The organism is Virgibacillus sp. NKC19-16 (assembly GCF_021560035.1).
Classification (GTDB): Bacteria; Bacillota; Bacilli; order Bacillales; family Amphibacillaceae; genus Virgibacillus_L; species Virgibacillus_L salidurans.
Genome location: NZ_CP074373.1, coordinates 1,810,306 through 1,834,774, shown reverse-complemented (window position 1 = coordinate 1,834,774; position 24,469 = coordinate 1,810,306). Strand labels below are relative to the sequence as shown.

The window sequence follows — 24,469 nt, the reverse complement described above, 5'->3', positions numbered from 1 at the left end:
GCTTTTTATTAATGTTTGTTCCACATACAGTATACCCTAATTACCACCTGCAAAAAATAGGAGGAACTTAAATTATTAACTTCCTCCCTTTTCATTCTATCATTCATTCTCTAACTTTTTTAATTCCTCTACTGCTGGGCCTTCAATCACTTCACCAATAGCATTAAATCTCGATCCATGACAAGGGCAATCCCATGTCTTATCACCATCATTCCACTCAACCCCACAGCCTAGATGTGTACAGGATAGATCAAGGTAGTGGATGTTCCCCTCATTGTCTTTATATGCTCCAACATTTTCATCTTTTATCTCCACAATTGTTCCTTGATTGATTTTGAGTTCTTCTGCCGTTTGAACGATCGCTGATTTAGCATAGTTCTCTTCCGCTTCCTTGGTTGGCTCCACATGTTCCATCAAACTCATATCACGTTGTGGTGAAAATAAATTCTTATATGGATTATCTTTTCCTACTATTAGATCTTTTACTAGGCTACCACCAACTGTAGCATTGGCTAAGCCCCATTTACTAAAACCTGTTAGGCTGTATATGTTATCTTCTTTCGGATTAAGCTTCCCGATGAATGGTAATCTATCTGTTGATATAAGGTCGTGTGATGACCAACGATAAACAACATCCGTTGCGTCAAAGATTTTTTCTGCATATTCCGCAAGCTCTTTATATCGCTGCTCAACTGATAAGCCGTCACCTGTTGGGTGACTTTCTCCACCAACTAAAATATAATCTTCGCCTTCTGCACTCATGCGTCTAAAAGTTCGCTTTGATGTGTCGGTATTAATATACATACCGTCTGGAAACTCTTTGTTTTCTTTAACGGCTAACGCATATGAATTTTCAGGATCTAAATTTTTAGAATAAAATTTATCAGATTCATGTGTAGGAAAATGAGTAGCAAAAACCAGGTCATGACATGTAACTGTATAATCTGTATCCGTTTTGCAAGTAATCTCATTTTTATTATCGATATCCATTACTTTGGTATGTTCATATATTTCTCCACCCATATTTTCGATTTCCTTCAGCAGCCCATTCACAAATTTCACAGGATGAAACTGAGCTTGATTACGCATCATTACTGCACCTTCAATATCTATATCGAGTGGTAAATCTTCAATAAATCCGCCTTCAATACCTAATTTCTCATACGCTTCTGCTTCTTTTAGCAGTTTATTCCTATTTTGTTTATTTTCTGTAAAAACAAAAGCGTCCTGTTCTTCCAAATCACAATCTATCTTATGTTGTTTTGCTATCTCTTTTATTAAGCCGATCCCTTCCATATTGGCTTGATAATACAATTTAGCGTTCGCTTGACCATAACGATTGATTAACTCATCGTATATTAAATTATGTTGTGCAGTAATTTTTGCTGTTGTAAAGCCTGTCGTTCCACTTAAGAGCTCACGCGCTTCCAGCAAAGCGACTTTTTTCCCTTCTTTTGCCAATAAATACGCTGTAGTGACACCTGCGATTCCACCACCGGCTATAGCAACATCTACTTCAGTGTTTTCTGCTAATTTTTTATATTTAAATGCTTTCTCTGTTTGTCTCCAAAATGATTTTACTTCTTTAGGTAAAGTTGAATCAATCTGTTTTTCCATGAAAATAACCTCCTGCAAGATAGTGAGTTCATTTCTTTTAATTATAAATACCCTTATACGAGTTGCGTAAACCAATTATTCAAACTGAAAACAGGAGGATGATAAGGTATATACACATACCCCTACTTGTATATCCGTATACCCCTATACTATATAGATATACACCTGGGTGTATGCAAAATAACATTAAAAAATGCAGTTATTAAACTGCATTTTTTAATGTTATTTTAACGATAATTTTAATGTTTTATCTACAAAATCGGCTACGTACTCTCTCCTGTCTTTCTGTTATATAACAGTACTCTGCAAGGTTTTGCAACAATGTTATAATATTTGTCTGTACAAGAAAAAATGATAATCTCAATACATTTACAAACGATAATAGATTGAAAAAGCACAGTGATCAAGGAAATTATAATAATTTGGCCAGATTTTTAAATTCCAGCTCATCAAATTTCTCTTCAATCTTCGTTCTATCGTATTTCCATAATGCACTATCCAACTGACAGGTGATTGGAACATCACATTTTATTTCTGCAAGGTTTCTTGACAAGTGAAGCATATCGATATTTGCATTTATTTTTGTTTGAACACCTTTTGGCAGTCTATCTATATTCTCAAGTAAATGATCAATTGTTTCATATTCTTGAAGTAGTTTCAGCGCTGTTTTTTCACCTATTCCTTTGACTCCAGGATAATTGTCTGAAGTATCACCCATTAACCCCTTTAAATCAATGATTTGATTTGGTGTTATCCCCTTTTTTTCATAAAAGTTCATGTGATCAAAAACTTCATAATTACCCTGTCCTTTTCTCATAATCGCAACACGTATTCCTTTATCAACAAGTTGAAGGATATCTTGGTCACCGGTCAGAATGATCACGTCATTATCCATTCCGTACGCTTTTGCTAATGTACCTATACAATCATCCGCTTCAAAGTTTTCAAGACCGATATTAGGCATATTAAACGCCTCGACAACTTCTTTAACGAGATCAAATTGCGGAATCAGTTCTTCCGGTGGATCCTGTCTGTTTGCTTTATATCCATCATATAACTCCGAGCGAAATGTTTTACTTCCCATATCCCAGCAACAGATAATATGAGTAGGCTGAAATGTATCAGTCGCATCTAAGAAATACCGGAGAAACTGATATACCCCATTTGTTGGTATTCCTTTACTGGTCTTCATAAAGTTTCCACGAAAAGCCGTTGCGAAGAATCCGCGAAACAATAAAGCCATACCATCAACCAATAATATTTTTTGTTTTTCCAATTACTGCACATCCCCTATAGCATGCTGATCTATTATGCGATCCAAAACATGAAGTTTTTCTGTTAGACGTTCCATATCAACCGATGATTCCATGATTTCTAAATAATTGTTAATCTGCGCGTCTATATTTTCTATTGCTTCTTGTTTTATGTTTTCGATTATTTTATCCCATTGCTCCAAATACGTTTTGTTCATAATCAATTTGTTTTCATCGATATACTGTTTTTCATATGGCTCCAGTACTGTATAGAGCTGTTCTTTCATTACTGCCTTTTCATTTTTCACAAAGAAAGCCTTTGTTCCATTATACATTGCAAATACGTTATCAAATTCTGAAAATACTATTTCCTGAAGAGCTCTTTTATAGGGCGGCGTTACCAGTTCTACTTGGTCAAAATTCGGTAAACTAAATGTTTCTTCAACTTCTTTGCTGCTGTCAACTAATTTACCGTATACTTCAGCAACATGTGATTGAATGGTCGCCTCCACCCTTAAAGAAACAGCTTGAACCTCTTGTAATAGCTCAAAACCAACATAATCAATTAAGTTTTGTAATGCATTTCTTAACTGATACTGGGCTTTTCTTCCTGATTCCGTTATCGTTGTCGGATTAAACGATTCTTTGAATATATCATGATACCGGATGGCCAGCCTCTCGAGTACATAAAACAACTGCTTCTCTATTTTTTGTGCTATCTGATCTTTATAAATGTCTGTGTTAAGCTTTGTGAGCTTTTGTGTGAATGTATCTTTTTTTGATAACAAATCGTGTTTCCGATTGTTTTTTTCCTTTTGATCAAGATGCAATGACTCCATATAATGTTTTAGTGTTTGATAGACACGTTTAATATCCCATAACGTAGCCTCTACAGTCAGTAGGCTCAAATCATTATGAATGAAGTGATAGAAACTGTCTTCAAATTGCTGCATCTGTTCATTGAGATCCTGCTTGCTTTGTTTACTTTTTAAAGCCAGCTTGCTTGATAACGGGTAAACTCTAGGCAAACGAATGCCCAGTTCAATCAACTGTTCCTGGACATACTGTGTAACTAATGTCAGTTCCTCGTCATCTACTGCTAAATCAGCAGCATTCACTACAAAAAACATTTTATCTAACTGGAATGCTTCCTTCACACGTCCCAATTGCATGAGAAAATCTTTATCCGCACGTGATAACGCATGGTTATAATAGGTTACATATAAAATTGCATCAGCATGTTTGATATAGTTAAAGGCTACATTGGTATGACGGGCGTTTACAGAATCTGCGCCAGGCGTATCAACCAATGTTATTCCCTGACGAGTTAAAGAGCAATCATAATAGAGATCGATTAACTCAATATAACATGCCTTTGTTTCATCCGTTACATATTTCGTGAACTCACTTACCGTAATTGTAACCGTCTTTCCTATAGAGTTCTTATTTTCAGGGAAACCCGAAATCAATGCCTGTAAATACGATTGATACATTTTATTTAACTGGGGATTTTGATGAATACCCTTATCTTGAACCCACTGCAATAATGCTTCAACATCCATATCCGGTGGAGAAAAATTCTTCGTAACTGATAAAATATCTTTCCTTAACACATCTCGATCCTTCAACCTAACGTCTACAGTACCATGCTTATTCCGGCTTGTTATAGGGCAAATCCGATTTACAGCGGCGGTTGTCGGATTTGGTGAAACTGGCAATACACTTTCCCCAAGTAATGCATTCGCAAAAGAGGATTTACCCGCACTAAATGCACCAAAAAGCGCAATGGTATACGTGCGATTTGTTAACCGATGCTGTTTGTCTTTCAGGTCACTCATTAATGTTTGAAATCCTGGCAGATCTCCGATTACCTCTAGTGTCTCACTAACACTCTCAAGAACAGGCTCTATTGATTGTATACTTTTCACTTTTGTTTCTACTTCTGCTGGTTCGTCGTTCATATTAACGGTAATATTTTGATTCTGCTTTGGCGTATCTATTCGTGAAATAGGTTGTTTCTGTTTAGATTTTCTCTCATTTTGAATGATGCGCCAGGCTTCTTCATCACAATCAGGGGCACGAAACTGTTTGTCTATATGACTGTATTTCACTTTTAATTCTGCTTGAAGCATGTCCTGTTCGATTTTCAATGCTTGCGCTTCCTGTAACTGTGTGAACCTTTCCTCATACGCTGAAATTACTTCCTCATTTTTATTTGTTAAGACTTGATGAATGAATTCCCACAGGGAGCGTGCACTTTTCCTAAATTGTTGTTTAATATCAGCAGCCACATCACTTGTATAGTTCAATATATAATCCCCATTTACTTTTGCACCGGATTTTATGAGTCTCATAAGATCCTCATGTGTGTAAGTAATAGACAAGTCCTGAATAAACTTTTGAAGTTGCTGATCGTTCATATCATAACTTTTTACCAATTGTATAAATTTATCTTGAAGTTTCCACTGAACAGATGCCTCTATGTTTTCTTGCAATGATGCTAAAAAAGCATCCGATCTTTTCTTTTTTTCTTCAGCAGTCTTCTTTTTAGTAGCAAGTAAACCTACTTTAAAATCTTTCTGCTGTGACTGTAGAAAGACTTTAGCTTTATCTCGAATACTAGCAGGCATTAAGTATGCATTATTTAATGTATTTTGTAATTCATGTTGAAAATCTTTTTCCAATTTCGCCGATTCATTTTTCAACTGCGTTAGTTTTGCTTCTATTGCACCCATTTCCTCGACATTATTTTCAGGTTCATTTGTAACATCAATAAGATCATCATATTGTGTTTTCAAAAAATGTTTGTGATCCTTCATTATTTGTTGAACAGCATTATCATTATTTAAAAATGCTTCCTTATTCTTACTCATCATTGAAAAAAGTATCTGTTTTATTTCTTCAAACTGATTATATTTTGATGAGGAATACACTAATGAGGAATAAAAGATGTTTTTCGGAAATAACCCCCACTGATCAAACGTTTGTTTAATACTTTCTGCAAATGCTTCAAATCGGATTTCTTCTTCATCATGTTTATCAATTTGATTAATAATTACGTAAAATGGAATACGCTTTTGTTGCAACGACTTTAAAAAATGTAAATTAACCTCAGATTGGACATGATTATAATCCATCACATAAAATAATACATCTACAAGGTGTAATGAAGCCTCCGTCATTAATCGATCAGCATCATTTGCAGCATCAATTCCCGGTGTGTCTATGATTGCAGCGTCTTCAGGAACAACCCTTTTTCCAGTGCTTATTTCGATTTTCTCAATTGAATCCTTCTCCATGGAATATGCTTTAATCCGATCCATATCATAAGGTTCCGTATATTCGACAGGTTGACTATGTTTAAAAAATACGCGTGCTACTCCTTCGCCAGAATTAATTTTAACGACATTGGCACTCGTTGGGATCGGACTTTTCGGTAAAATGTCTTCCCCTAAAAGGGCGTTTATCATCGATGATTTTCCAGCAGAAAAATGCCCAGCAAAACTAATCGCTAGTTCACCTTTTTCAATTTTTTCATAAATATCCATCATTTTTGCAGCATTTAATTTATCGTTGTTGTTAATCATAACTTTATGAAGGGCTACTATGTGCTGTAATCTGACATGTGTTTGCATTACATTTAGCATCTAGCTGTTCAAGTCCTTTCTCATATACCTACTAGGATCTATTATACGAGATTAAACCGTATTTTTCTACATTATTTCTTATTAAATTATAGTTTACATAATAATATTATTGTGAATTAAATAATACAGTCTACGTTATTATATGTATTTCACAGCATTGTGATATAAAAAAGCTTTGATATTATAAAATACCAAAGCTTTAACAATTAAACTGGATATACACCATGCTTTCTCTCCGTAAAAGAAACGTTTTTTGCTTCATATATCGTGAACCTGCGTGTCAATTCATCTCTCAATTTATCCGGCTCAACGACTGCATCAATTACCATTTCAGATGCTAAGCGATAAATATCGATATTGTCTTTATATTCATCCTGTTTCTCCTTAATAAAAGCAGGGCGCTCTTCTTCCGGCAATTCTGCAATCTTATTTGCGTAAACAGCATTCACTGCTGCTTCTGGCCCCATTACCGCAATTTGTGCACTTGGTAAAGCTATACAACAATCCGGCTCAAAGGCTGGGCCCGCCATTGCGTATAACCCTGCACCATAAGCTTTTCTGACAATAACAGAAATTTTTGGAACCGTTGCCTCGCTCATTGTTGCCAACATTTTAGCTCCATGACGAATAATCCCTGCCTGCTCTACCTTTGTACCAATCATAAACCCTGGTACATCTGCCAGGAATAGCAATGAAATGTTAAACGCGTCACACAACTGAATAAATTTTGCTGCTTTATCTGCGGAATCCGGAAAAAGAACTCCACCTTTCATACGTGGCTGATTAGCGATGATCCCAACCGATTTCCCATTAATCCTTGCTAATCCGGTAATTAACTCTGGTGCAAATTTCTTTTTAATTTCACAAAAGCTATCCTCATCAATAAGTCGTTTAATCAAATCATACATATTAAAAGCAGCATTTTGATTTTCTGGAATTAAATCAGTGATTGACTTCTCAAAAGATTTAGCTGTCTTTGCTTCTGCCTCACTTGCTCTTTTTCTGAAATTAGCGGGAAAATAACTTAAATAATTGCGAGCGTATTTGATAGCTTCTTCCTCCGATTTAACCAAAACATCACCAACACCGGATATAGAAGCATGCATTTTTGCTCCACCCATTTCTTCAAGACTCACTTTTTCCCCGATTACTTTCTCCGCCATTCGAGGTGAACCAAGATACATGGATGCATTGCCGTCCACCATAATAACAATGTCACAAAATGCTGGGATATATGCTCCGCCTGCAGCAGATGGCCCAAATAACAGACAGACTTGCGGCACCCGTCCTGATAGTTTAATCTGGTTATGGAAAATTCGGCCTGCACCACGACGGCCCGGGAACATTTCAATTTGGTCTGTAATTCTTGCTCCAGCTGAATCGACTAAATATAACATAGGTACTTCTAATTTTTCAGCTGTTTCCTGGATACGAATAATTTTTTCTACTGTTCTTTTTCCCCAAGAACCAGCCTTTACAGTAGAGTCATTTGCCATAACACAAACATGTTGCCCGTTTATTTTTCCAATCCCTGTAACTACACCATCTGATGGAAGTGAATCATCCATATTATTTGCAAAAAAAGCATCCTCTATATCGATACCAGCATCAAATAATAATTCTAATCGTTTTCGAACAAAGTGTTTTCCTTTTTCTTCATTTTTTTGATGGTATTTTTCATGGCCTCCTTTTTTTATGTTCTCCACCCTATTTTGCAGATCTTCTACATCAGACATTATGTAACCTCCTACGTCTAATTTCCTTTATACTCAGGCTTTCTTTTTTCTTTAAAAGCTGCTAAGCCTTCTATTCGATCGTTTGTTGGTATTGTTTCTTTATAGCTTAAATGCTCTAATGCTAAACCTGTAGAAACATCTGTTTGCATACCCTTGTCAATCGCTATTTTAGCCTGTCGTAACGCTAGCGGACCATTCATTGCTATTGTTTTTGCCAGCTGAATCGCCTCATTCAACAAGTCATCTGCTTGGACAACTTCTTCAACTAATCCAATGGTTAATGCTTCGTCAGCCTGAAGGGGTTTGGCGGTATAAATTAAGCGTTTTGCCTGCCCTAAACCAATTAAGCGAGGCAGGCGCTGCGTACCACCGGCTCCTGGAATAATTGCAAGTGACGTTTCTGTCAATCCCACTTTTGCATGATCAGCAGCTATTCGAAGGTCACATGCTAAAGCCAGTTCAAGCCCGCCACCAAAAGCTACCCCATTTAGTGCAGCAATTACAGGCATACGCATCTTTTCAATAGCGGAAATCGTACTACCTATATACTGTACAGCTTCTATTACTTGATCATCTGCCATTCCTCTACGCTCTTTTAAATCTGCACCAGCACTGAAAGCCTTTTTGCTAGAGCCGGTAATAATTGTGCAGTAAACGGATTTGTCCTGCTCTACCTTACTAATCGTTTGATTAAGCTCATCGAGTAAAGCCTTAGACATGGCGTTTGCAGCTTCCGGTCTATTTAATGTAATAACCGCAATATGATCTTCAATTATTTTTAAATCTACAAGCCCCATTGTTAGCCTCCTCACGCGGACTATATCTCACCCTAATGACGATTAGTCGCTTATAATCGCAATAACATCATCCTCATTGACAAAATCGCCTTCAGCTATCTTTAATTCCTTAACTGTTCCAGCTTCTTCTGCAGTAATTGGAATTTCCATTTTCATAGACTCTAAAATTACAATATCTTGATCTTCTTCGACACTGTCTCCCTCATTCACCATAATTTTCCAAACGTTTCCTGCCATACTCGCTTTAACTTCCTGCATAAATAGTTCCTCCCTATTTTGATTTTACTAATGGTAAATAGTGATCCTGTACAAACGACGTGGTCGTATTTCCAGCTTTAAATTGCGGACTATCTGCGACCTTTAATAACATTGGTATGTTCGTTTTAATTCCCTCAATTTTATAGTTATTAAGTGCATCTTTAAATTTCAAAATTGCTTCTTCTCTATTTGCACCTTTAACAATTAGCTTACCAATCATCGGATCATAAAACGGGGTGACTTCATCATTGTTTCCCACAGCAATTTCATTACGTATAAAATCTCCTGAAGGGACTTTAAATTCCGTTATTTTCCCTGGTGATGGAAAGAATGTAACTGGATCTTCTGCATAAATGCGTGCTTCTATCGCATGTCCATCAATCGTTAGATCCTCTTGGGTTAATTTTAATTTTTCGCCATTAGCAATGTTTATTTGTTCTTCAACGATATCTAATCCAGTAATTTCTTCCGTAACCGGATGCTCAACTTGGATTCTAGTATTCATTTCAAGGAAATAGAAATTTTCCTTCTCATCTACTAAAAATTCAATCGTACCCGCACTTGTATAACCAAGTGCTTTTGCAGCGTTAACAGCAGCATCCCCCATTGCGTCACGAGTTCTTTCAGATACAAATTGGGAGGGGGCCTCTTCAATCACCTTTTGATTACGCCGCTGAATAGAGCATTCCCGTTCGAATAAATGTACAGCATTTCCATGATGATCTGCTAAAAGCTGAATTTCAATATGGCGAGCGTTCTCTAACTTTTTTTCTACAAACATAGCTCCATCACCAAAAAATGATAATGCCCGCTTCGAATTACTCTCATATGCTTTTATTAATTCCGTATCAGATTGTACCACTTGCATACCTATTCCCCCACCACCGGCAGAAGCTTTTAACATGATTGGATAGCCTATTTCCCGGGCTGCCTCTATCGCTTCCTCAACAGATATTACTCCTCCGTCTGTTCCAGGTACTACTGGTACACCAGCTTCCTGCATTGCTTTTCTTGCAGCAATCTTACTTCCCATCTTTTTCATTACATCAGCTTTGGGGCCAATAAAGATCATACCTTCTGCCCTGCATCTCTTTGCAAAGGTGTCACTTTCACTTAAAAAGCCATAGCCGGGATGAATCGCATCAACTGCGGCTTCTTTGGCAACAGCCATTATTTTGTCCACATTTAAATAACTTTCATTTACACGTGAGGGACCAATTAAATAACTCTCATCAGCCAACGTAACATGTGAAGCTTTTTGATCTGCTTCTGAATATACTGCAACTGTTTGAATAGCAAGCTTTTTACATCCTCGTATGATTCTTGCAGCAATTTCTCCGCGATTTGCTATAAGCACTTTTTTAATCATAAAACTTCTCCCCTATTGTTTTAGATTTCTAGCAGCCTAGTTGTCTCGCAATAACTACACGCTGAATCTCAGACGTACCTTCTCCAATCTCCAAAAGCTTTGCATCACGTAAATATCTTTCCACTTCATATTCACGCATATATCCATATCCACCGTGAATTTGAACAGCCTCATTTGCTGAACGAAAAGCGGTTTCCGTTGCATAAAGTTTTGCATACGCTGCTTCTTTCCCAAAAGGTTTCCCATTATCTTTTAACCATGCTGCCTTATGTACTATATTTCTGGCGAGTTCAACTTCCATAGACATGTCGGCAAGTTTAAATTGTATTGCCTGGAAGCTGGAAATTGGTTTTTTAAACTGGGTTCTTTCTTTTGCATAGCTTAACGCCCTGTCCAGTGACCCTTGAGCAATCCCAAGTCCAAGTGCTGCGATGGATATTCTCCCCCCATCCAATGTATGCAGGAATTGATTAAATCCTTTTTGGGAATCCCCGAGAAGATTTTTTTTGGAAACGCGTACATTTTCAAGCACAATCTCTGCTGTATCTGATCCACGAACGCCCATTTTGTCGTAATTACTTGTAATGGTCATGCCTTCTGTATCTGTCGGAACAATAATAGCTGAAATAATGTTTTTGCCTTTTTCATTCTTCCCTGTAACAGCCGTAACGATTACAGTCTTTGCAAAACTCGCATTCGTAATAAAGGATTTTTCTCCATTAATAATATAGTCTTCTCCATCTTCCACAGCAGTTGTTTGTGTACCACCAGCATCTGATCCGGCATTCGGTTCGGTTAATCCAAACGAACCTAAAGCTTTTCCTTCAGCTAATGGTGTTAGAAATTTTTCCTTCTGTTCATCAGTTCCAAAAGCATAAATTGGGCTTGCCCCGAGAGAAACTGCCGCAGCATAGCTTAAACCGGTGCTTCCACATACACGGCCAATTTCCTCAACTGCTAATATATAGGAAAGTGTATCACCACCGGATCCACCATATTCTTCTGGAAATGGGATTCCTAATAACCCCAGCTCACCCATTTGATCGAAGGTATCGACAGGGAATTTAGCTTCTTTATCAATCTCAATCGCTCTTGGTTGAATAACCTCATCTGCAAATTCCTTAACCATTTTTTTAACCATACGTTGTTCTTTTGTTAATTCAAAATTCATGATCATCCCCCTGTATTTTAGCGGTAAGACCAATTGGTTGGTCTCATTGATTGCTTCTACCTTATCATATTCTTCAGAAAACAGGAAGTATTTTTCATGCCCATAGCAAAGAAAATCATGGTATAACCAGGCAGTTTATACTGCCTGTAGCTTATTCCATGGATTCACCAAATGGTTTTCGATACTTTTCTTCCCTCCAGACCTCTGTTACTTCGCCTTGATTATCCGCATCTAAAATAAACGAGCCATTGCTAGTTCTACTACTAGTGGATAGTTCAAGCGGGAAAATGCTGTGGGTTTCCCCATTTGTTGTTTGAAAATATAATGTGTCTTTTTCTTCTACAATGAAAAAACCTTTGACTCGATGTGGCTTTTTCTTTAATTCTTTTAACAAGGCTTGACCTCGTTTAGCTCGGCTAGTCTTTTCGAATTCCTTCAGCTTCATCCGTTTGCATGCTCCGCGTTGTGTCAGAACAACTATTGAAGGATCTTGAGACGCATCAAGCACCTGTCCGCTTACAACATATTCATCATCTTTTAATTGCATTGCTTTAACGCCCGCAGCTCGCTGACCAACAAGTGAAACTTCTGATTCGTTGTACCATAAGCCATATCCTTTATTTGAAACAAGAAATACATCTGACTGACCATTTGTTTGGTAAACATTGACAAGCTCATCATCTTTCTTGAGGTTTAACGCGATTAATGCTTTTGCATATCTTTGGGCATCATATAGTTTAAATTCGCTTCGTTTTATCATACCGTTTTTAGTAAAGAAAATGAGGGTGTTACCTTCTTCAAATTCACGAACAGGAATACACTGAATAATATGCTCATCTTTTGCTATCGAAACAATATTCGATATATGCTGACCAATATCCTTCCAACGTATATCCGATAAGTGGTGTACTGGGAGGAGTATGTAATGTCCTTTGCTTGTGAAAAGCAATATTTTATCTGTCGTATTTAACTCCATCAGTCCTACTAGGTGATCCTTATCTTTAATGGCCATGTCGTCACCATTTGATGCTCCGTAGGATCTCAAACTAGTTCGTTTGAGATATCCATCTCTTGTAATCGAAACAAGCACATCTTCACTTGCAACGGTCACTTCAATATTAAACGTTAACTCCTCGATTTTATCTTCAATACTTGTTCTTCGTTTATCCGAAAATGTTTTCTTGATTTGCTTTAAATCTTTTTTGATTGTTTGATAAAGTCTTTTTTCACTTGCCAAAATAGCTTCCAGTTCTGTTATTTTGTTTCGTAATTCTTCAGCTTCTTTTTCAAGCAATGTAATATCTGTATTTGTTAAACGGTATAGTTGCAGCATGACAATAGCTTCTGCCTGTGCTTCGGTAAAATCATATTTAGCTATAATCCGCTTTTTGGCGTCTTGTTTATCTTTAGATTCACGAATTGTAACGATCAGTTCATCCAATATGGAGATGGCCTTAATCAGTCCTTCTACAATATGAGAACGGTTTTTTGCTTTTTTTAAATCAAACGTTGTCTGCCTTGTTACAACTTCCTTCTGATGGTTAATATATGCATCAAGTATTTGTGGTAAAGACAATAATGTAGGTGTCTTATCCTTTATAGCCACTAAATTGAAATTATATGTTACCTGCAAATCAGTGTTTTTATATAAATAATTTAAAACACCTTCACTATCTGCATCTTTTTTCAATTCAATAACAATTTGCAGACCTGTTCGATCGGTTTCATCCCGAACTTCGGCAATTCCTTCTACTTTACGATCAATTCGAAGCTCATCAATTTTTTTAACCATAGTTGCTTTATTTACTTCATAAGGCACTTCTTCAATAACGATTTGCTGACGGTTCCCGCGTACTTCTTCAACTTTCGCCCTGCTTCGATTTATCACTTTGCCACGACCAGTTTCATAGGCTTTCTTTATTCCATCCACACCCTGAATAATGCCACCTGTAGGAAAATCAGGTCCTTGAATTACTTCCATCAAGTCATCAACAGTAACATCGGGTTTATCCATCTTCATAATAACTGCATCGATTACTTCAGCTAAATTGTGTGGGGGGATATCCGTTGCATATCCTGCAGAGATTCCTGTTGATCCATTAACCAACAAATTGGGGAATTTAGCAGGTAATACAACTGGTTCTTCGCTTGTTTCGTCAAAATTAGGAAAGAAATCAACTGTTTCTTTATCAATATCTTTCAACAGTTCTGAAGCAATACGCCCAAGCCGCGCTTCCGTATACCGCATAGCTGCTGCTGAATCCCCGTCAATACTTCCATTGTTTCCATGCATCTCAATTAATACGTTTCTAATCTTCCAATCTTGGCTCAGGCGGACCATCGCTTCATAAACGGAAGAATCACCGTGTGGATGGTAATTACCAATAACTGTGCCAACCGTTTTGGCAGACTTTCGAAAGTGTTTATCATGTGTATTTTTTTCTTCATGCATCGCATATAAGATTCTGCGCTGAACAGGTTTTAGACCATCCCTCGCGTCCGGTAATGCTCTATCTTGAATAATGTATTTACTGTATCTTCCAAACCTGTCCCCAATAACTTCTTCTAATGGAAGGTCCATAAATTTTTCAGGCTGTGCCAAACCAACCCCCCTTAATCCGTATGAATTTTCTCGTTTTCTAATATGTTGGCATCTTCATCCATATCAAATTCAACATTGCTTTCGATCCACTTTCTTCTTGGTTCTACTTTATCGCCCATTAATGTGGTTACTCTTCTTTCCGCTCTGGCAAGGTCTTCTATTGTAACACGAATCAGTGTACGACTTTCGGGATTCATGGTCGTTTCCCAAAGCTGATCCGCATTCATTTCACCTAGCCCTTTATAGCGCTGAATGATATAACCATTCTTAAATTCCTTTGTTGCTTCTTTCATCTTTTCCTCATCCCATGTGTAAACCGTTTTCTCATTTTTTCCCTTGCCTTTAGAAATTTTAAATAGAGGAGGAAGAGCGATGAAAATTTTACCTGCTTCGACAAGTGAACGCATATAGCGGTAGAAGAACGTTAATAATAAGACTTGAATATGAGCGCCGTCGGTATCAGCATCTGTCATAATTATAATTTTATCGTATTGGACATCCTCTAAATCAAAGTCGCCCCCCACTCCTGCGCCTATTGTATGAATGATAGTGGATATTTCCTCATTTTTAAAAACATCCTGAAGGTTGGCTTTTTCTGTGTTAATAACTTTTCCGCGCAAAGGAAGAATGGCTTGAAATTTTCTATCCCTACCTTGCTTTGCAGAACCCCCTGCAGAATCCCCTTCTACTAAATAGAGTTCATTTTTTTTCGCATTTCTGGATTGTGCCGGTGTAAGCTTTCCGCTTAAAAGCGTGTCCTTTTTGCGTTTTTTCTTGCCTGTTCTTGCATCTTCACGAGCTTTACGTGCTGCTTCACGAGCCTCTTTCGCTTTCATTGATTTTTTTATTAACGATCCGGAAATGTCAGGATTCTCTTCCAGAAAATAGGAAAGTTTTTCGGATACAACAGCATCCACGATTGATCTCGCTTCCGTTGTACCAAGTTTCCCTTTCGTTTGACCTTCGAATTGCAGCTTTTCTTCAGGAATACGAATAGAAATAATGGCTGTTAACCCTTCGCGTATATCAGTTCCTTCTAAATTCTTGTCTTTCTCTTTCAATAAAGCGACTTTTCTTGCGTAATCATTAAATGTTCTTGTAATTGCCGTTCTAGCTCCGGATTCATGCGTTCCTCCATCCTTTGTACGAACATGGTTTACAAAGGAAAGCATACTTTCCGCATACCCGTCATTAAATTGAAAAGCAAAGTCGACTTCGAATCCCTGCTGATTCCCTTCAAACGAAACCACCTGATGTAAGGTATCTTTTTCTTCATTTAAGTAATCCACAAATGATTTAAGCCCATCAGGATATTGATATGTTTCTTCTTCATCTGTTCGACTATCAATTAATTGAATCTCTAAACCTTTTAATAAAAAGGCTGATTCCCGTAACCTCTCTGATAATGTTTCAAAGTCAAAATCAACCGCAGATAAAATCGTTGGATCTGGCTTAAAATGAATAATGGTACCAGTCTTCTTTGTAGGGCCTTTTTTCTTAAGTGATCCAACTGGTTTGCCGCCATTTTCAAACCGTTGTTCATACGTATATCCTTCGCGGAAGATTGTCACCTCAAGCCATTCAGACAATGCATTTACAACAGAACCGCCGACACCATGTAACCCCCCACTCGTTTTGTAGCCACCTTGTCCAAACTTACCTCCAGCGTGAAGAACGGTGAAAATCACTTCGATTGTTGGCTTACCAGAACGGTGCATGCCTGTTGGGACCCCTCGCCCGCTATCTTCAATAGAGATACTATTGTCATTATGTATCTGTACCTTAATAAAATTTCCGTAACCTGCCAATGCCTCGTCTACGGCATTATCAACAATCTCAAATACTAAATGATGCAGACCCCGTATATCAGTACTGCCTATATACATTCCGGGCCTTTTTCTAACAGCATCAAGTCCTTCTAAAACTTGGATGGAATCATCTGTATATTGTGTTGGATTAGCCAAATCACCTTCGACTCCTTTCCCCCTAATAAGAAATATCATAGGTATACTATATCATATAATAGAACAAATGTTTTTTAATGTAAAATGATTGTATAGTTAACTTATACTAACCTAAATCCGATAATAAGTATACTATAATTAAATTCCACTTGCATTTTTTTTTGTAATAAGAGAAAGGATGACGTTTTCAGTCATCCTTTCCTTTCTCAGGTTATTTCTGCACTAGAACACTGTGTACTACTTTGATACATAAATCCATCATTACGATGAAATCTCGTTCTTTCAAATAATTATAAGCCTCTTCGTTTACGATGCCTTGTTGTGCCCAAAATACGCGGCAATCCGTTTGGGCGGCTTCTTTCGCAATAGCAGGCAAATGTTCCGGTCTTCTGAAAACATTTATAATATCCACTTTTTCAGGTATATCTGTTAGCTTCGAATAAGCCTCTTCTCCCAGTACTTCTTCAACAGTTGGATTAACCGGGATGATCCTGTATCCTTTTTCCTGCATTATTTTTGATATTTGATATGATGTTCTGTCAGGATTATCAGAAAGTCCTACAACTGCAATTGTTTTCGCTGATTCTAATACTTTCTTCATTGTTTCGTTTTCCGGATTTTCCCAAGACATATTTTCACGCCCTCTTTTCGTTTTAAAGTAAGCCTTCACTTTGTAGGAATTCTCTTGCTACTTCACTTGGAGATCTGTCTTCATAATCAACTTCATAATTCATTTCGCGCATCTCCTCATCTGTTATTTTACCACCAAGTTGATTTAATACCCCTTCTAATTCCGGATGATCATTCAATGTTTCCGATCTAAGAAGTGGGGCTCCTTGATATGGCGGGAACAGATTTTCAGGATCGTCTAATGTTACTAAGTCCAATTCTACCATATAACTGTCTGTAGCGTAAGCGTCAATGATGTCTACTTCTCCATTAGCTAAGGCGTCCTGCCGTATACCAGGATCCATTGTACTGATATTGGCTATGTCAAGATTATAAACATCCTGCATACCAACATATCCATCATATCTATCCCTAAATTCCAATGTAAAGCCTGCCGTAATTTCATCTTCTATTTTTTTTATGTCGCCAATCTCTTCTAAATTGTGTTCTTCTGCGATTTCCTGTGTCGTAGCGACAGTATACGTATTATTAAATTCCATAGGTTGCAGAAATTCCATGTTATATTCTTCTTTCATTCCCTGTTTTGCTTGTTCATATACTTCTTGCGCATCGTTACTTTGCGGCTCTTCTTCTAAATGGGTAACAATAGCTGTCCCGGTGAATTCAGGGAATATATCAATACTTCCCTCTTGCAATGCAGTAAATACGAAGGCTGTTTTTCCAAGCCCGGGTTCCAGTTCCACTTCTAAATCTGTTTCTTCTTCAATTAATAGCTTGTACATATTTATTAAAATTGCAGGTTCAGATCCCAATTTTCCTCCGATTACTAAATCCGCAGTTTTGGAGGTGTTAATGAAAAACGGCGTGGTAACGATAAGGACAGCAATTACTAACATAGCAATAAACGATTTAAATCCAGCCTTTTTTGAAATACGTTCAAATCCCCGTAAAATAAAATCAAGTGCAATCGCTAGTAATGCTGCAGGTATGGCTCCAAGTAATATGAGATTAACATCAGCGCCTCGATCAATCCCTAACAGGATTAACTCACCTAAACCGCCAGCCCCAATAAGAGCTGCTATTGTGGTCGTCCCAACAATTAGAACCATCGAAGTCCGAATACCTGCCATCATCACAGGCATTGCAATCGGTAATTCAACTTTGGTTAACCTTTTTACTGAATTCATGCCCATACCTGTTGCTGCTTCTTTTAAAGCTGGGTTAACTTCTTTAATCCCTGTATACGTATTTCTTAAAATGGGTAGAAGGCCGTATATAGTGAGTGCAACAATTGCAGGTGTTGTGCCAATCCCGAAAAAGGGAATTAAAAAAGCTAATACCGCTAGACTTGGTATTGTTTGCATGACTGCTGATAAGCCTATTACCGGCTCAGCTACACGTGGGTATCTTGTTAAAATTAAGCCTAAGGGGACTGCAATAATAACGGCAATAACCAATGATATAAGTGATATTTGTAAATGTTCCCAAATTACCTCCAGCAACATATCCTGCCTTTCTTGAAATACGGAAATAAATTCACTCATGAACGAATCACCCCGTTTTCAGTCCTTGTTTTCCTTTTTAAAAAGGAAACAATATCCTTATAATTGATAACTCCAACAATTCTTTGGTCTTTTAAAACAGGAAATAATGGCTGATCCTTTAACTCTATTATCTCTGTAGCTTTAAAAAGGGGTATATCATTATTTAGTGTAGTTGCCTCTATTAAATCTCCATCATTGACTGCCCCGACATACGTGTTGTTTTCATCAACTATAATGTACATGCCTGTTTTGGAGTAATTTCCATTATCAAATTCTTCTTGTGAAATAAAATGTATCTGCGATTGATCTGCAATTACATCTACAGCAGTTTGCCATGGCGATTTTCGCTCCCCAATAAAATCTTTTACGAATTGGGTCTTAGGCTGCAAAATCAATTGTTGAGGTGTGTCAACTTGTACCGCTTCACCGTCCCTCATCAGACAAACCTTATCACCTAAAGCCATTGCTTCGTCCATATCATGTGTAACAAAGACAATGGTTTTCTTAATTTCTTCTTGTAATTGCCGAATATCCTGTTGTAATTGCTCTCTGCTTATAGGATCCAATGCACTAAAAGGCTCGTCCATTAAAATAATGTCAGGATCTGCAGCCAAGGCTCGTATTACCCCTACACGCTGCTGCTGACCACCGGATAGCTCCCGCGGCATTCTATGCTTGTATGTAGAAGGATCGAGTCCAACCATATCCAATAGTTCTTCACTTCGGGATCGTATTTCGTTGCGCTTCCATTTCTTCATTTCCGGAACTACTGAAATATTCTCGGCAATAGTCATGTGAGGGAACAAGGCAATTTCCTGCAGAACGTAGCCAATATTCCAGCGTAATTCATGAATGTTATAATCATTTATATCTTTATCATTTATGTATATCATTCCAGCGGTAGGTTCAATAAGGCGATTTATCATTTTCAAACTTGTTGTTTTTCCACAGCCGCTTGGTCCTATCAGTGTTACGATTTCTCCGCTATTTACCTTTAAGGAAAAGTCTTTTAAAGCACGCGTCCCATCGGCGTATGCTTTATCTACATTTTTAAACTCTATCATATAATCATTCTTCCTTTTTCCTGAATTTAAAATCAATAAAATTAACATACTTCCATCTTTAATTACCCTTTTCAAGTAAGTCAAAAACATAATTTTCGTTTATATTTATCGAAAATGTAGCATATAATTCGATTTAAGGTTCTTTCAAACATCACTTCATGCTAAAATAAAGAACATAACCCTTTTTCTATATTACAAAGAGAGTAGGATGGATGATGGAATATTTATTATTTGGTATTATAGCATATTTATTAGGTTCTATACCTTCTGCACTTATTGTCGGCAAGATTGGGTATAATATGGACATACGGGAACATGGCAGCGGAAATATGGGAGCAACAAATACATTTAGGGTATTAGGTTTTAAGGCGGGTAGTATCGTTATTTCAGCAGATATATTAAAAGGAACTGCTGCTACATTAGTTCCTTTGTTATTTGACGGGGATGTATACCGATTGGCTATTGGTTTATTTGCTGTTGTTGGGCACACATATCCCATTTTTGCTAAGTTTAAAGGCGGAAAAGCGGTAGCGACATCTGGTGGTATAATTTTGGGGATTAACCCATTATTATTTATAATCATGATTACAAGCTTTCTTTTGACACTTTATTTATCGAAATATGTTTCCCTTTCTTCTATAGTTACAGGGGTTGTTGCTGTGATTGCTTCCATCATATTTCAAGAAATTGGACTTACTATTGTAACTGCTTTATTAACGGCATTTGTTTTTTATAGACATACGGAGAATATCAAGCGAATCAAGAATAAGACCGAGCCGAAAATCACCTGGATGTAAACACGATCTTAACTAGTCTCGGCAAACCAATAAATTGAATAGAGTCGGTATTTTTTAGTATACTTGTATTTAGTCATAATTAGAAAGGATGTTATGTTATGGACAAAACTACAACATTCCCAATAAAACAATTACCAAATAAAGCTGAGCGTCATAAATTATTCGGTTCTGTAGAGCCACTTCCAAAATCAAAACCTGTCGAAAAAAGTAAAATGGCAGATTTACAGAACACAAAAAAAGATTTTCTTTTTGATCTTGACGCTGTTGGAATAGCAAATGTAAAACATCCCATTACTGTATTTAGTAATTTAAAACCAACTACGCAAACGAGTATTGGAACAATAGAATTTACCTCAAGCTTAAAAAACACGAGTAAAGGGACTAATATGAGCCGCTTCACACAGCAGTTAAATAGTTATCATGAACAAGGTCTTTCTGTAGATTTAGCTACACTTAAAAAATTTACTAGTGAATTAGCTGAACGACTGGATCAAAATGACGCTATGATAAAAGTAGCATTTCCTTGGTTTTTTGAAAGAAAAGCACCAGAGTCCGGCCTAACTGGGATGAATCATGCAAATGCTGTCATTTATGTTGCTTATGATAAAGAAAAAGGGCATACAATTAGTGCATCGCTATCAGGTTTAATTACAACGTTATGTCCATGTTCCAAGGAAATAAGTGAATATAGTGCACATAATCAACGCGGTGAAATTACAATGGAAATTTCGCTAACAGAAGACTTTGACGAGACAAGCCTTGATTGGAAAGAAAACCTTTTGGAAGCGGCTGAAAGTAACGCTAGTGCCAGGCTACATCCAGTCTTAAAAAGACCTGATGAGAAAATGGTAACAGAACAAGCCTATGAGAACCCGCGTTTCGTTGAAGATATGGCTCGTCTTGTAGCTGCAGATTTATATGAAATGCCTTTTGTAACTAAATTTAACGTTTCATGCCGGAACGAAGAATCAATCCATTTGCATGATGCAATTGCTTCAGTCAGTTATGATAAACGCAATACGGAATTTAGCTGAAAAGGGTAATTCGTATGAAATATATTTTTATAGGATTAATTAAATTTTATCGTAAAGCAATTAGTCCTTTTAAGCCCCCATCTTGTCGTTTTTATCCCACATGCTCTGAATATGGACTTGAAGCTTTTCACCGTTTTGGTGCTATTAAGGGTGGGTGTTTAACAATAAAAAGGATTAGTAAGTGTCATCCTTTTCATCCAGGTGGTGTTGATTTAGTTCCCGAAAAAAAGGGTAAACAATCCTAGATGGAAAATGGCATTTGACGCTATAAGGAGCTGACTTCATTGAAATTACAAATAAGTAAAGAAGTTGCCAAATGGTATAAGAAAGAATTGGACATAAAAGATTCTTCGCAGTTACGATTCTATGTAAGATACGGTGGCATTGGTGGCAATGTTCCAGGATTCTCATTAGGTATTACAAAAGATGAACCAGAGGATGTACACACATCTGAAGAGGTAGAAAATATTATTTTTTTTATAGAGAAAAAAGATGCCTGGTATTTTGAAGAGAAGGATCTAAAAATTAATTTAAACCGAAAAATAATGGAACCCAAGTTTAACTATATTGATAAAAAGTAATAGAAAAAAGGCGTTGTTTAACCCAACGCCTTTTTCTTTATAACTTAAATTTATCTATATGATCCCACTTATTCTCCTGCTGCAATATATCCTTTTGATGTTCGCCAAATAAATCAAAATGCGGGTATCGCTCATCTTTATGGATCCACTTTTCTAAAAGTCCATATTGTTTTCCCCAGTCCTTTAACTTTTCTATATCACTACAGCCGACCTTTGTAACAGTAGTACAACCAGGAAATCGGTCATCAATCCAAAAATGTGTTAAAAAAGCGATATTTCCGTTCTCAACATTTTTCTTCCATGTATTTAATTCTTCTCTTTTCACACCAAATGCCATGATTATTCTCCTTCAATTTGCTGTATGTAAGCTTGATGCCATTCGGGGAAGGCCTTTCGAAGTGATAAAGGTCGAAAGTTTTCTTTCTTCACAATTACATGCTGAGTAGTTCCGCTCACCGCAATATTCTCTTCTTCATCCATTATATTATAGCCATATACTGTTCGTATTCCATCATATTTTTCCAACCATGTCTCAACTACAGCCTGCCTCCCGTATCGAATAGGTTTTTTAAAAGAGACTTGTGCATCTGTAACGGGTGACACAATATTATGTTTCTCCATATCTGAATAATTAAATCCCAACATTTCAATATATTTGGTTCGCCCTATTTCAAACCACACTAAATAATTAGCATGATAAACAACACCCATCTGATCTGTTTCCTGATACCTTACATCAATCGGTGTACGTATTTTATTCAATGTGTTTCCCCCTCTACTTATATTCCAATTTCTAGCATATCATAAATTTAATTAACACAATGGATTTTAGCATAACCAGTAAAAAACCCCAAATCTCAAGGAATTGGGGCCATTAGCTATTTTTGTTGATTATCATTATATTCATCTTTGATCTCTTCACGCATGCCTTCAATTGCTTCCTCACGACGCGCATTTTTAGCTTTTATTTTCTCCTTATCTTCTCCGGAGGAAAATTCCATTGTGTCATGGGCCTCTTCCAAATTTTGGATTGTATCTTGGACCATACCTTGAAGTTTCTCTACATTATCACTACGATCATCCGGTTTAGGCTGATTATTTTTATCTGTCATCATGATTCTCCTTTCTCTTAAAAAGCTATTAGAGGATGTTCAAAAAGTCCGATAAAGTGACACTTCGAATTTCTTCGTTTGCTTGCTTTTTTCGTTCCTCACGTATTAACTACATACGTTCCGGTACTCGGGAGCTACGCTGCCTCGAACTTTCGCGGCACAGGACGTGCTAGTGCCGGTGTTGCGGCAGGAGGTCGCGAACTTAATCGGTCGGTCCTTTTTATCATCCCTTTTTTAACACACACTATTATTTTTTCATGAAATAACATTACTATACATGAAAAGTTTGCCTTTCAAGAAAAAGGCCATTTTCTGTGTGTTTCATAAAAATGCACAGAAAATGGCTTCAAATTATGATGGTTCTTTTTGTTTTACGGATTGATGCATTTTCTTTTCCAAATTTTCCTCAATTTTTTCCATTAATAAATGATCCTTCAAAATTTGTTGGCGATTTTCCCGGACTAGTTCATCAAATGCAAGTCTTTTCTTTAAAGACATAGCAGCTCACTCCTTTTAGACAGAAGTATTGCCACTATATTCAAATATTATAACATTTAATTGATGGAATTTATTGTTTCCTCCATAAAATCATATGTCATCGGCCCAACCTTTCTTGGTGCTTGAATGGTCCCATCTGTACCTATAAAGTAAGTAGTTGGAACAGTGATAGCCCTATATTCATCACTCACAGCTGAATCGGTGTCAAGGGGGATTGTATAGGTATAACCATATTCATTGATATAGTCAACAACATCTTGTTTCCTAGTTTCGGTATCTGTTAAATTAACAGCAAGGATTTCTACTTCATCACCATATTCCTCATGAAATTCTTGCATTTCCGGCATTTCTTCACGACAAGGAGGACACCATGTTGCCCAAAAATTTAGAATAACTTTTTTTCCTTGTAATTCAGAAAGTGCTATTTTCTCTCCATCAAGGGTTTCCATTTCAAATTCCGGAGCAGGTTCTCCTGGCTCAATCCCAGTACTTTCAGGAGGGACTATCGCGGTGCCTTCTGCATTTGTATCCCCGCTAACATTATATTCATTAGGGGTATTTTCCGTTTGTGTTTCGTTATTTTGTTGTACGAAATTGAATAATACGATTCCAGCTAATGCCAGAATACCAACAGTACCAAGTATTTTTTTATACATGAGTTTGACTTTCCCCCTCCGCTTATCTAATATCCATAAAATAACGATCTACATTACTATATTCTATACTTTAAATGGTATGTCTATATCGATCATTTGTAAAGAAAATGCCACCATTGTTCAGAAAAAGTTCATTTAT

The 24,469-nt window shown here is 37.0% G+C and carries 22 protein-coding genes; 4 read left to right on the top strand and 18 right to left on the bottom strand.

What is annotated here, in order from left to right:
* Positions 1 to 99: 99 nt before the first annotated feature.
* The 13 genes from KFZ58_RS09415 to KFZ58_RS09355 form a co-directional block, all read right to left on the bottom strand.
* The gene (locus KFZ58_RS09415; protein WP_235794540.1) at positions 100 to 1,617 is read right to left on the bottom strand and encodes an FAD-dependent oxidoreductase; all 1,518 of its coding nucleotides are present in this window, start codon (positions 1,615 to 1,617) and stop codon (positions 100 to 102) included.
* Positions 1,618 to 2,029: 412 nt separating this feature from the next.
* A complete protein-coding gene (locus tag KFZ58_RS09410) occupies positions 2,030 to 2,893 on the bottom strand; it encodes a 5'-3' exonuclease (RefSeq protein WP_235794539.1) in 864 nt (287 codons plus the stop codon).
* Positions 2,894 to 6,517, bottom strand: a complete 3,624-nt coding sequence (locus KFZ58_RS09405; RefSeq protein WP_235794538.1) for a dynamin family protein — start codon at positions 6,515 to 6,517, stop codon at positions 2,894 to 2,896. It abuts the gene before it with no gap.
* Positions 6,518 to 6,723: 206 nt separating this feature from the next.
* A complete protein-coding gene (locus tag KFZ58_RS09400) occupies positions 6,724 to 8,253 on the bottom strand; it encodes an acyl-CoA carboxylase subunit beta (RefSeq protein WP_235794537.1) in 1,530 nt (509 codons plus the stop codon).
* Between the two features lie 17 nt (positions 8,254 to 8,270).
* Positions 8,271 to 9,050, bottom strand: coding sequence for an enoyl-CoA hydratase (locus tag KFZ58_RS09395; RefSeq protein ID WP_235794536.1), 780 nt, complete (start codon positions 9,048 to 9,050; stop codon positions 8,271 to 8,273).
* Between the two features lie 42 nt (positions 9,051 to 9,092).
* Positions 9,093 to 9,308 (bottom strand): acetyl-CoA carboxylase biotin carboxyl carrier protein subunit, encoded by a 216-nt coding sequence (locus KFZ58_RS09390; RefSeq protein ID WP_235794535.1) that lies wholly within the window; start codon positions 9,306 to 9,308, stop codon positions 9,093 to 9,095.
* 13 nt (positions 9,309 to 9,321) lie between these two features.
* Positions 9,322 to 10,677, bottom strand: coding sequence for an acetyl-CoA carboxylase biotin carboxylase subunit (locus tag KFZ58_RS09385; RefSeq protein WP_235794534.1), 1,356 nt, complete (start codon positions 10,675 to 10,677; stop codon positions 9,322 to 9,324).
* Positions 10,678 to 10,705: 28 nt separating this feature from the next.
* Complete coding sequence (locus KFZ58_RS09380) at positions 10,706 to 11,848, bottom strand: acyl-CoA dehydrogenase family protein (protein WP_235794533.1); 1,143 nt, start codon at positions 11,846 to 11,848, stop codon at positions 10,706 to 10,708.
* Positions 11,849 to 11,999: 151 nt separating this feature from the next.
* A complete protein-coding gene (gene parC, locus KFZ58_RS09375) occupies positions 12,000 to 14,450 on the bottom strand; it encodes a DNA topoisomerase IV subunit A (protein WP_235794532.1) in 2,451 nt (816 codons plus the stop codon).
* Between the two features lie 11 nt (positions 14,451 to 14,461).
* Positions 14,462 to 16,453, bottom strand: a complete 1,992-nt coding sequence (gene parE, locus KFZ58_RS09370; protein WP_370642479.1) for a DNA topoisomerase IV subunit B — start codon at positions 16,451 to 16,453, stop codon at positions 14,462 to 14,464.
* A 172-nt stretch (positions 16,454 to 16,625) separates the two neighbouring features.
* Positions 16,626 to 17,045 (bottom strand): CoA-binding protein, encoded by a 420-nt coding sequence (locus tag KFZ58_RS09365; RefSeq protein ID WP_235794530.1) that lies wholly within the window; start codon positions 17,043 to 17,045, stop codon positions 16,626 to 16,628.
* 22 nt (positions 17,046 to 17,067) lie between these two features.
* Positions 17,068 to 18,588 carry an ABC transporter permease/substrate-binding protein gene (locus KFZ58_RS09360; RefSeq protein WP_235794529.1) on the bottom strand — a complete coding sequence of 507 codons (1,521 nt, stop codon included), beginning with the start codon at positions 18,586 to 18,588 and terminating at the stop codon, positions 17,068 to 17,070.
* Positions 18,585 to 19,652 carry an ABC transporter ATP-binding protein gene (locus KFZ58_RS09355; protein ID WP_235794528.1) on the bottom strand — a complete coding sequence of 356 codons (1,068 nt, stop codon included), beginning with the start codon at positions 19,650 to 19,652 and terminating at the stop codon, positions 18,585 to 18,587. The genes KFZ58_RS09360 and KFZ58_RS09355 overlap by 4 nt, the downstream gene beginning before the upstream one ends.
* Before the next feature lie 215 nt (positions 19,653 to 19,867).
* On the opposite strand from KFZ58_RS09355, the gene plsY reads away from it, so the two are divergent.
* The 4 genes from plsY to KFZ58_RS09335 all read left to right on the top strand — a co-directional run bounded on the left by plsY (position 19,868) and on the right by KFZ58_RS09335 (position 22,064).
* Entirely contained in the window at positions 19,868 to 20,449 is a 582-nt protein-coding gene (gene plsY, locus KFZ58_RS09350; RefSeq protein WP_235794715.1) for a glycerol-3-phosphate 1-O-acyltransferase PlsY, read from the top strand.
* A 98-nt stretch (positions 20,450 to 20,547) separates the two neighbouring features.
* Positions 20,548 to 21,483 carry a GTP cyclohydrolase FolE2 gene (folE2, locus tag KFZ58_RS09345; protein ID WP_235794527.1) on the top strand — a complete coding sequence of 312 codons (936 nt, stop codon included), beginning with the start codon at positions 20,548 to 20,550 and terminating at the stop codon, positions 21,481 to 21,483.
* Positions 21,484 to 21,497: 14 nt separating this feature from the next.
* The gene (gene yidD, locus KFZ58_RS09340; RefSeq protein ID WP_235794526.1) at positions 21,498 to 21,728 is read left to right on the top strand and encodes a membrane protein insertion efficiency factor YidD; all 231 of its coding nucleotides are present in this window, start codon (positions 21,498 to 21,500) and stop codon (positions 21,726 to 21,728) included.
* A gap of 39 nt (positions 21,729 to 21,767) precedes the next feature.
* Positions 21,768 to 22,064, top strand: a complete 297-nt coding sequence (locus KFZ58_RS09335) for a HesB/YadR/YfhF family protein (RefSeq protein ID WP_235794525.1) — start codon at positions 21,768 to 21,770, stop codon at positions 22,062 to 22,064.
* 37 nt (positions 22,065 to 22,101) lie between these two features.
* Here KFZ58_RS09335 and KFZ58_RS09330 read toward each other — a convergent pair whose 3' ends face one another.
* The 5 genes from KFZ58_RS09330 to KFZ58_RS09310 form a co-directional block, all read right to left on the bottom strand.
* A complete protein-coding gene (locus tag KFZ58_RS09330) occupies positions 22,102 to 22,401 on the bottom strand; it encodes a hypothetical protein (protein ID WP_235794524.1) in 300 nt (99 codons plus the stop codon).
* 2 nt (positions 22,402 to 22,403) lie between these two features.
* The gene (locus tag KFZ58_RS09325; protein ID WP_235794523.1) at positions 22,404 to 22,826 is read right to left on the bottom strand and encodes an acyl-CoA thioesterase; all 423 of its coding nucleotides are present in this window, start codon (positions 22,824 to 22,826) and stop codon (positions 22,404 to 22,406) included.
* Positions 22,827 to 22,942: 116 nt separating this feature from the next.
* Positions 22,943 to 23,176, bottom strand: coding sequence for a small acid-soluble spore protein Tlp (gene tlp, locus KFZ58_RS09320; RefSeq protein WP_235794522.1), 234 nt, complete (start codon positions 23,174 to 23,176; stop codon positions 22,943 to 22,945).
* A 351-nt stretch (positions 23,177 to 23,527) separates the two neighbouring features.
* Positions 23,528 to 23,674, bottom strand: coding sequence for an FbpB family small basic protein (locus KFZ58_RS09315; protein ID WP_235794521.1), 147 nt, complete (start codon positions 23,672 to 23,674; stop codon positions 23,528 to 23,530).
* Positions 23,675 to 23,730: 56 nt separating this feature from the next.
* The gene (locus KFZ58_RS09310; protein WP_235794520.1) at positions 23,731 to 24,330 is read right to left on the bottom strand and encodes a TlpA family protein disulfide reductase; all 600 of its coding nucleotides are present in this window, start codon (positions 24,328 to 24,330) and stop codon (positions 23,731 to 23,733) included.
* Positions 24,331 to 24,469: the final 139 nt, after the last annotated feature.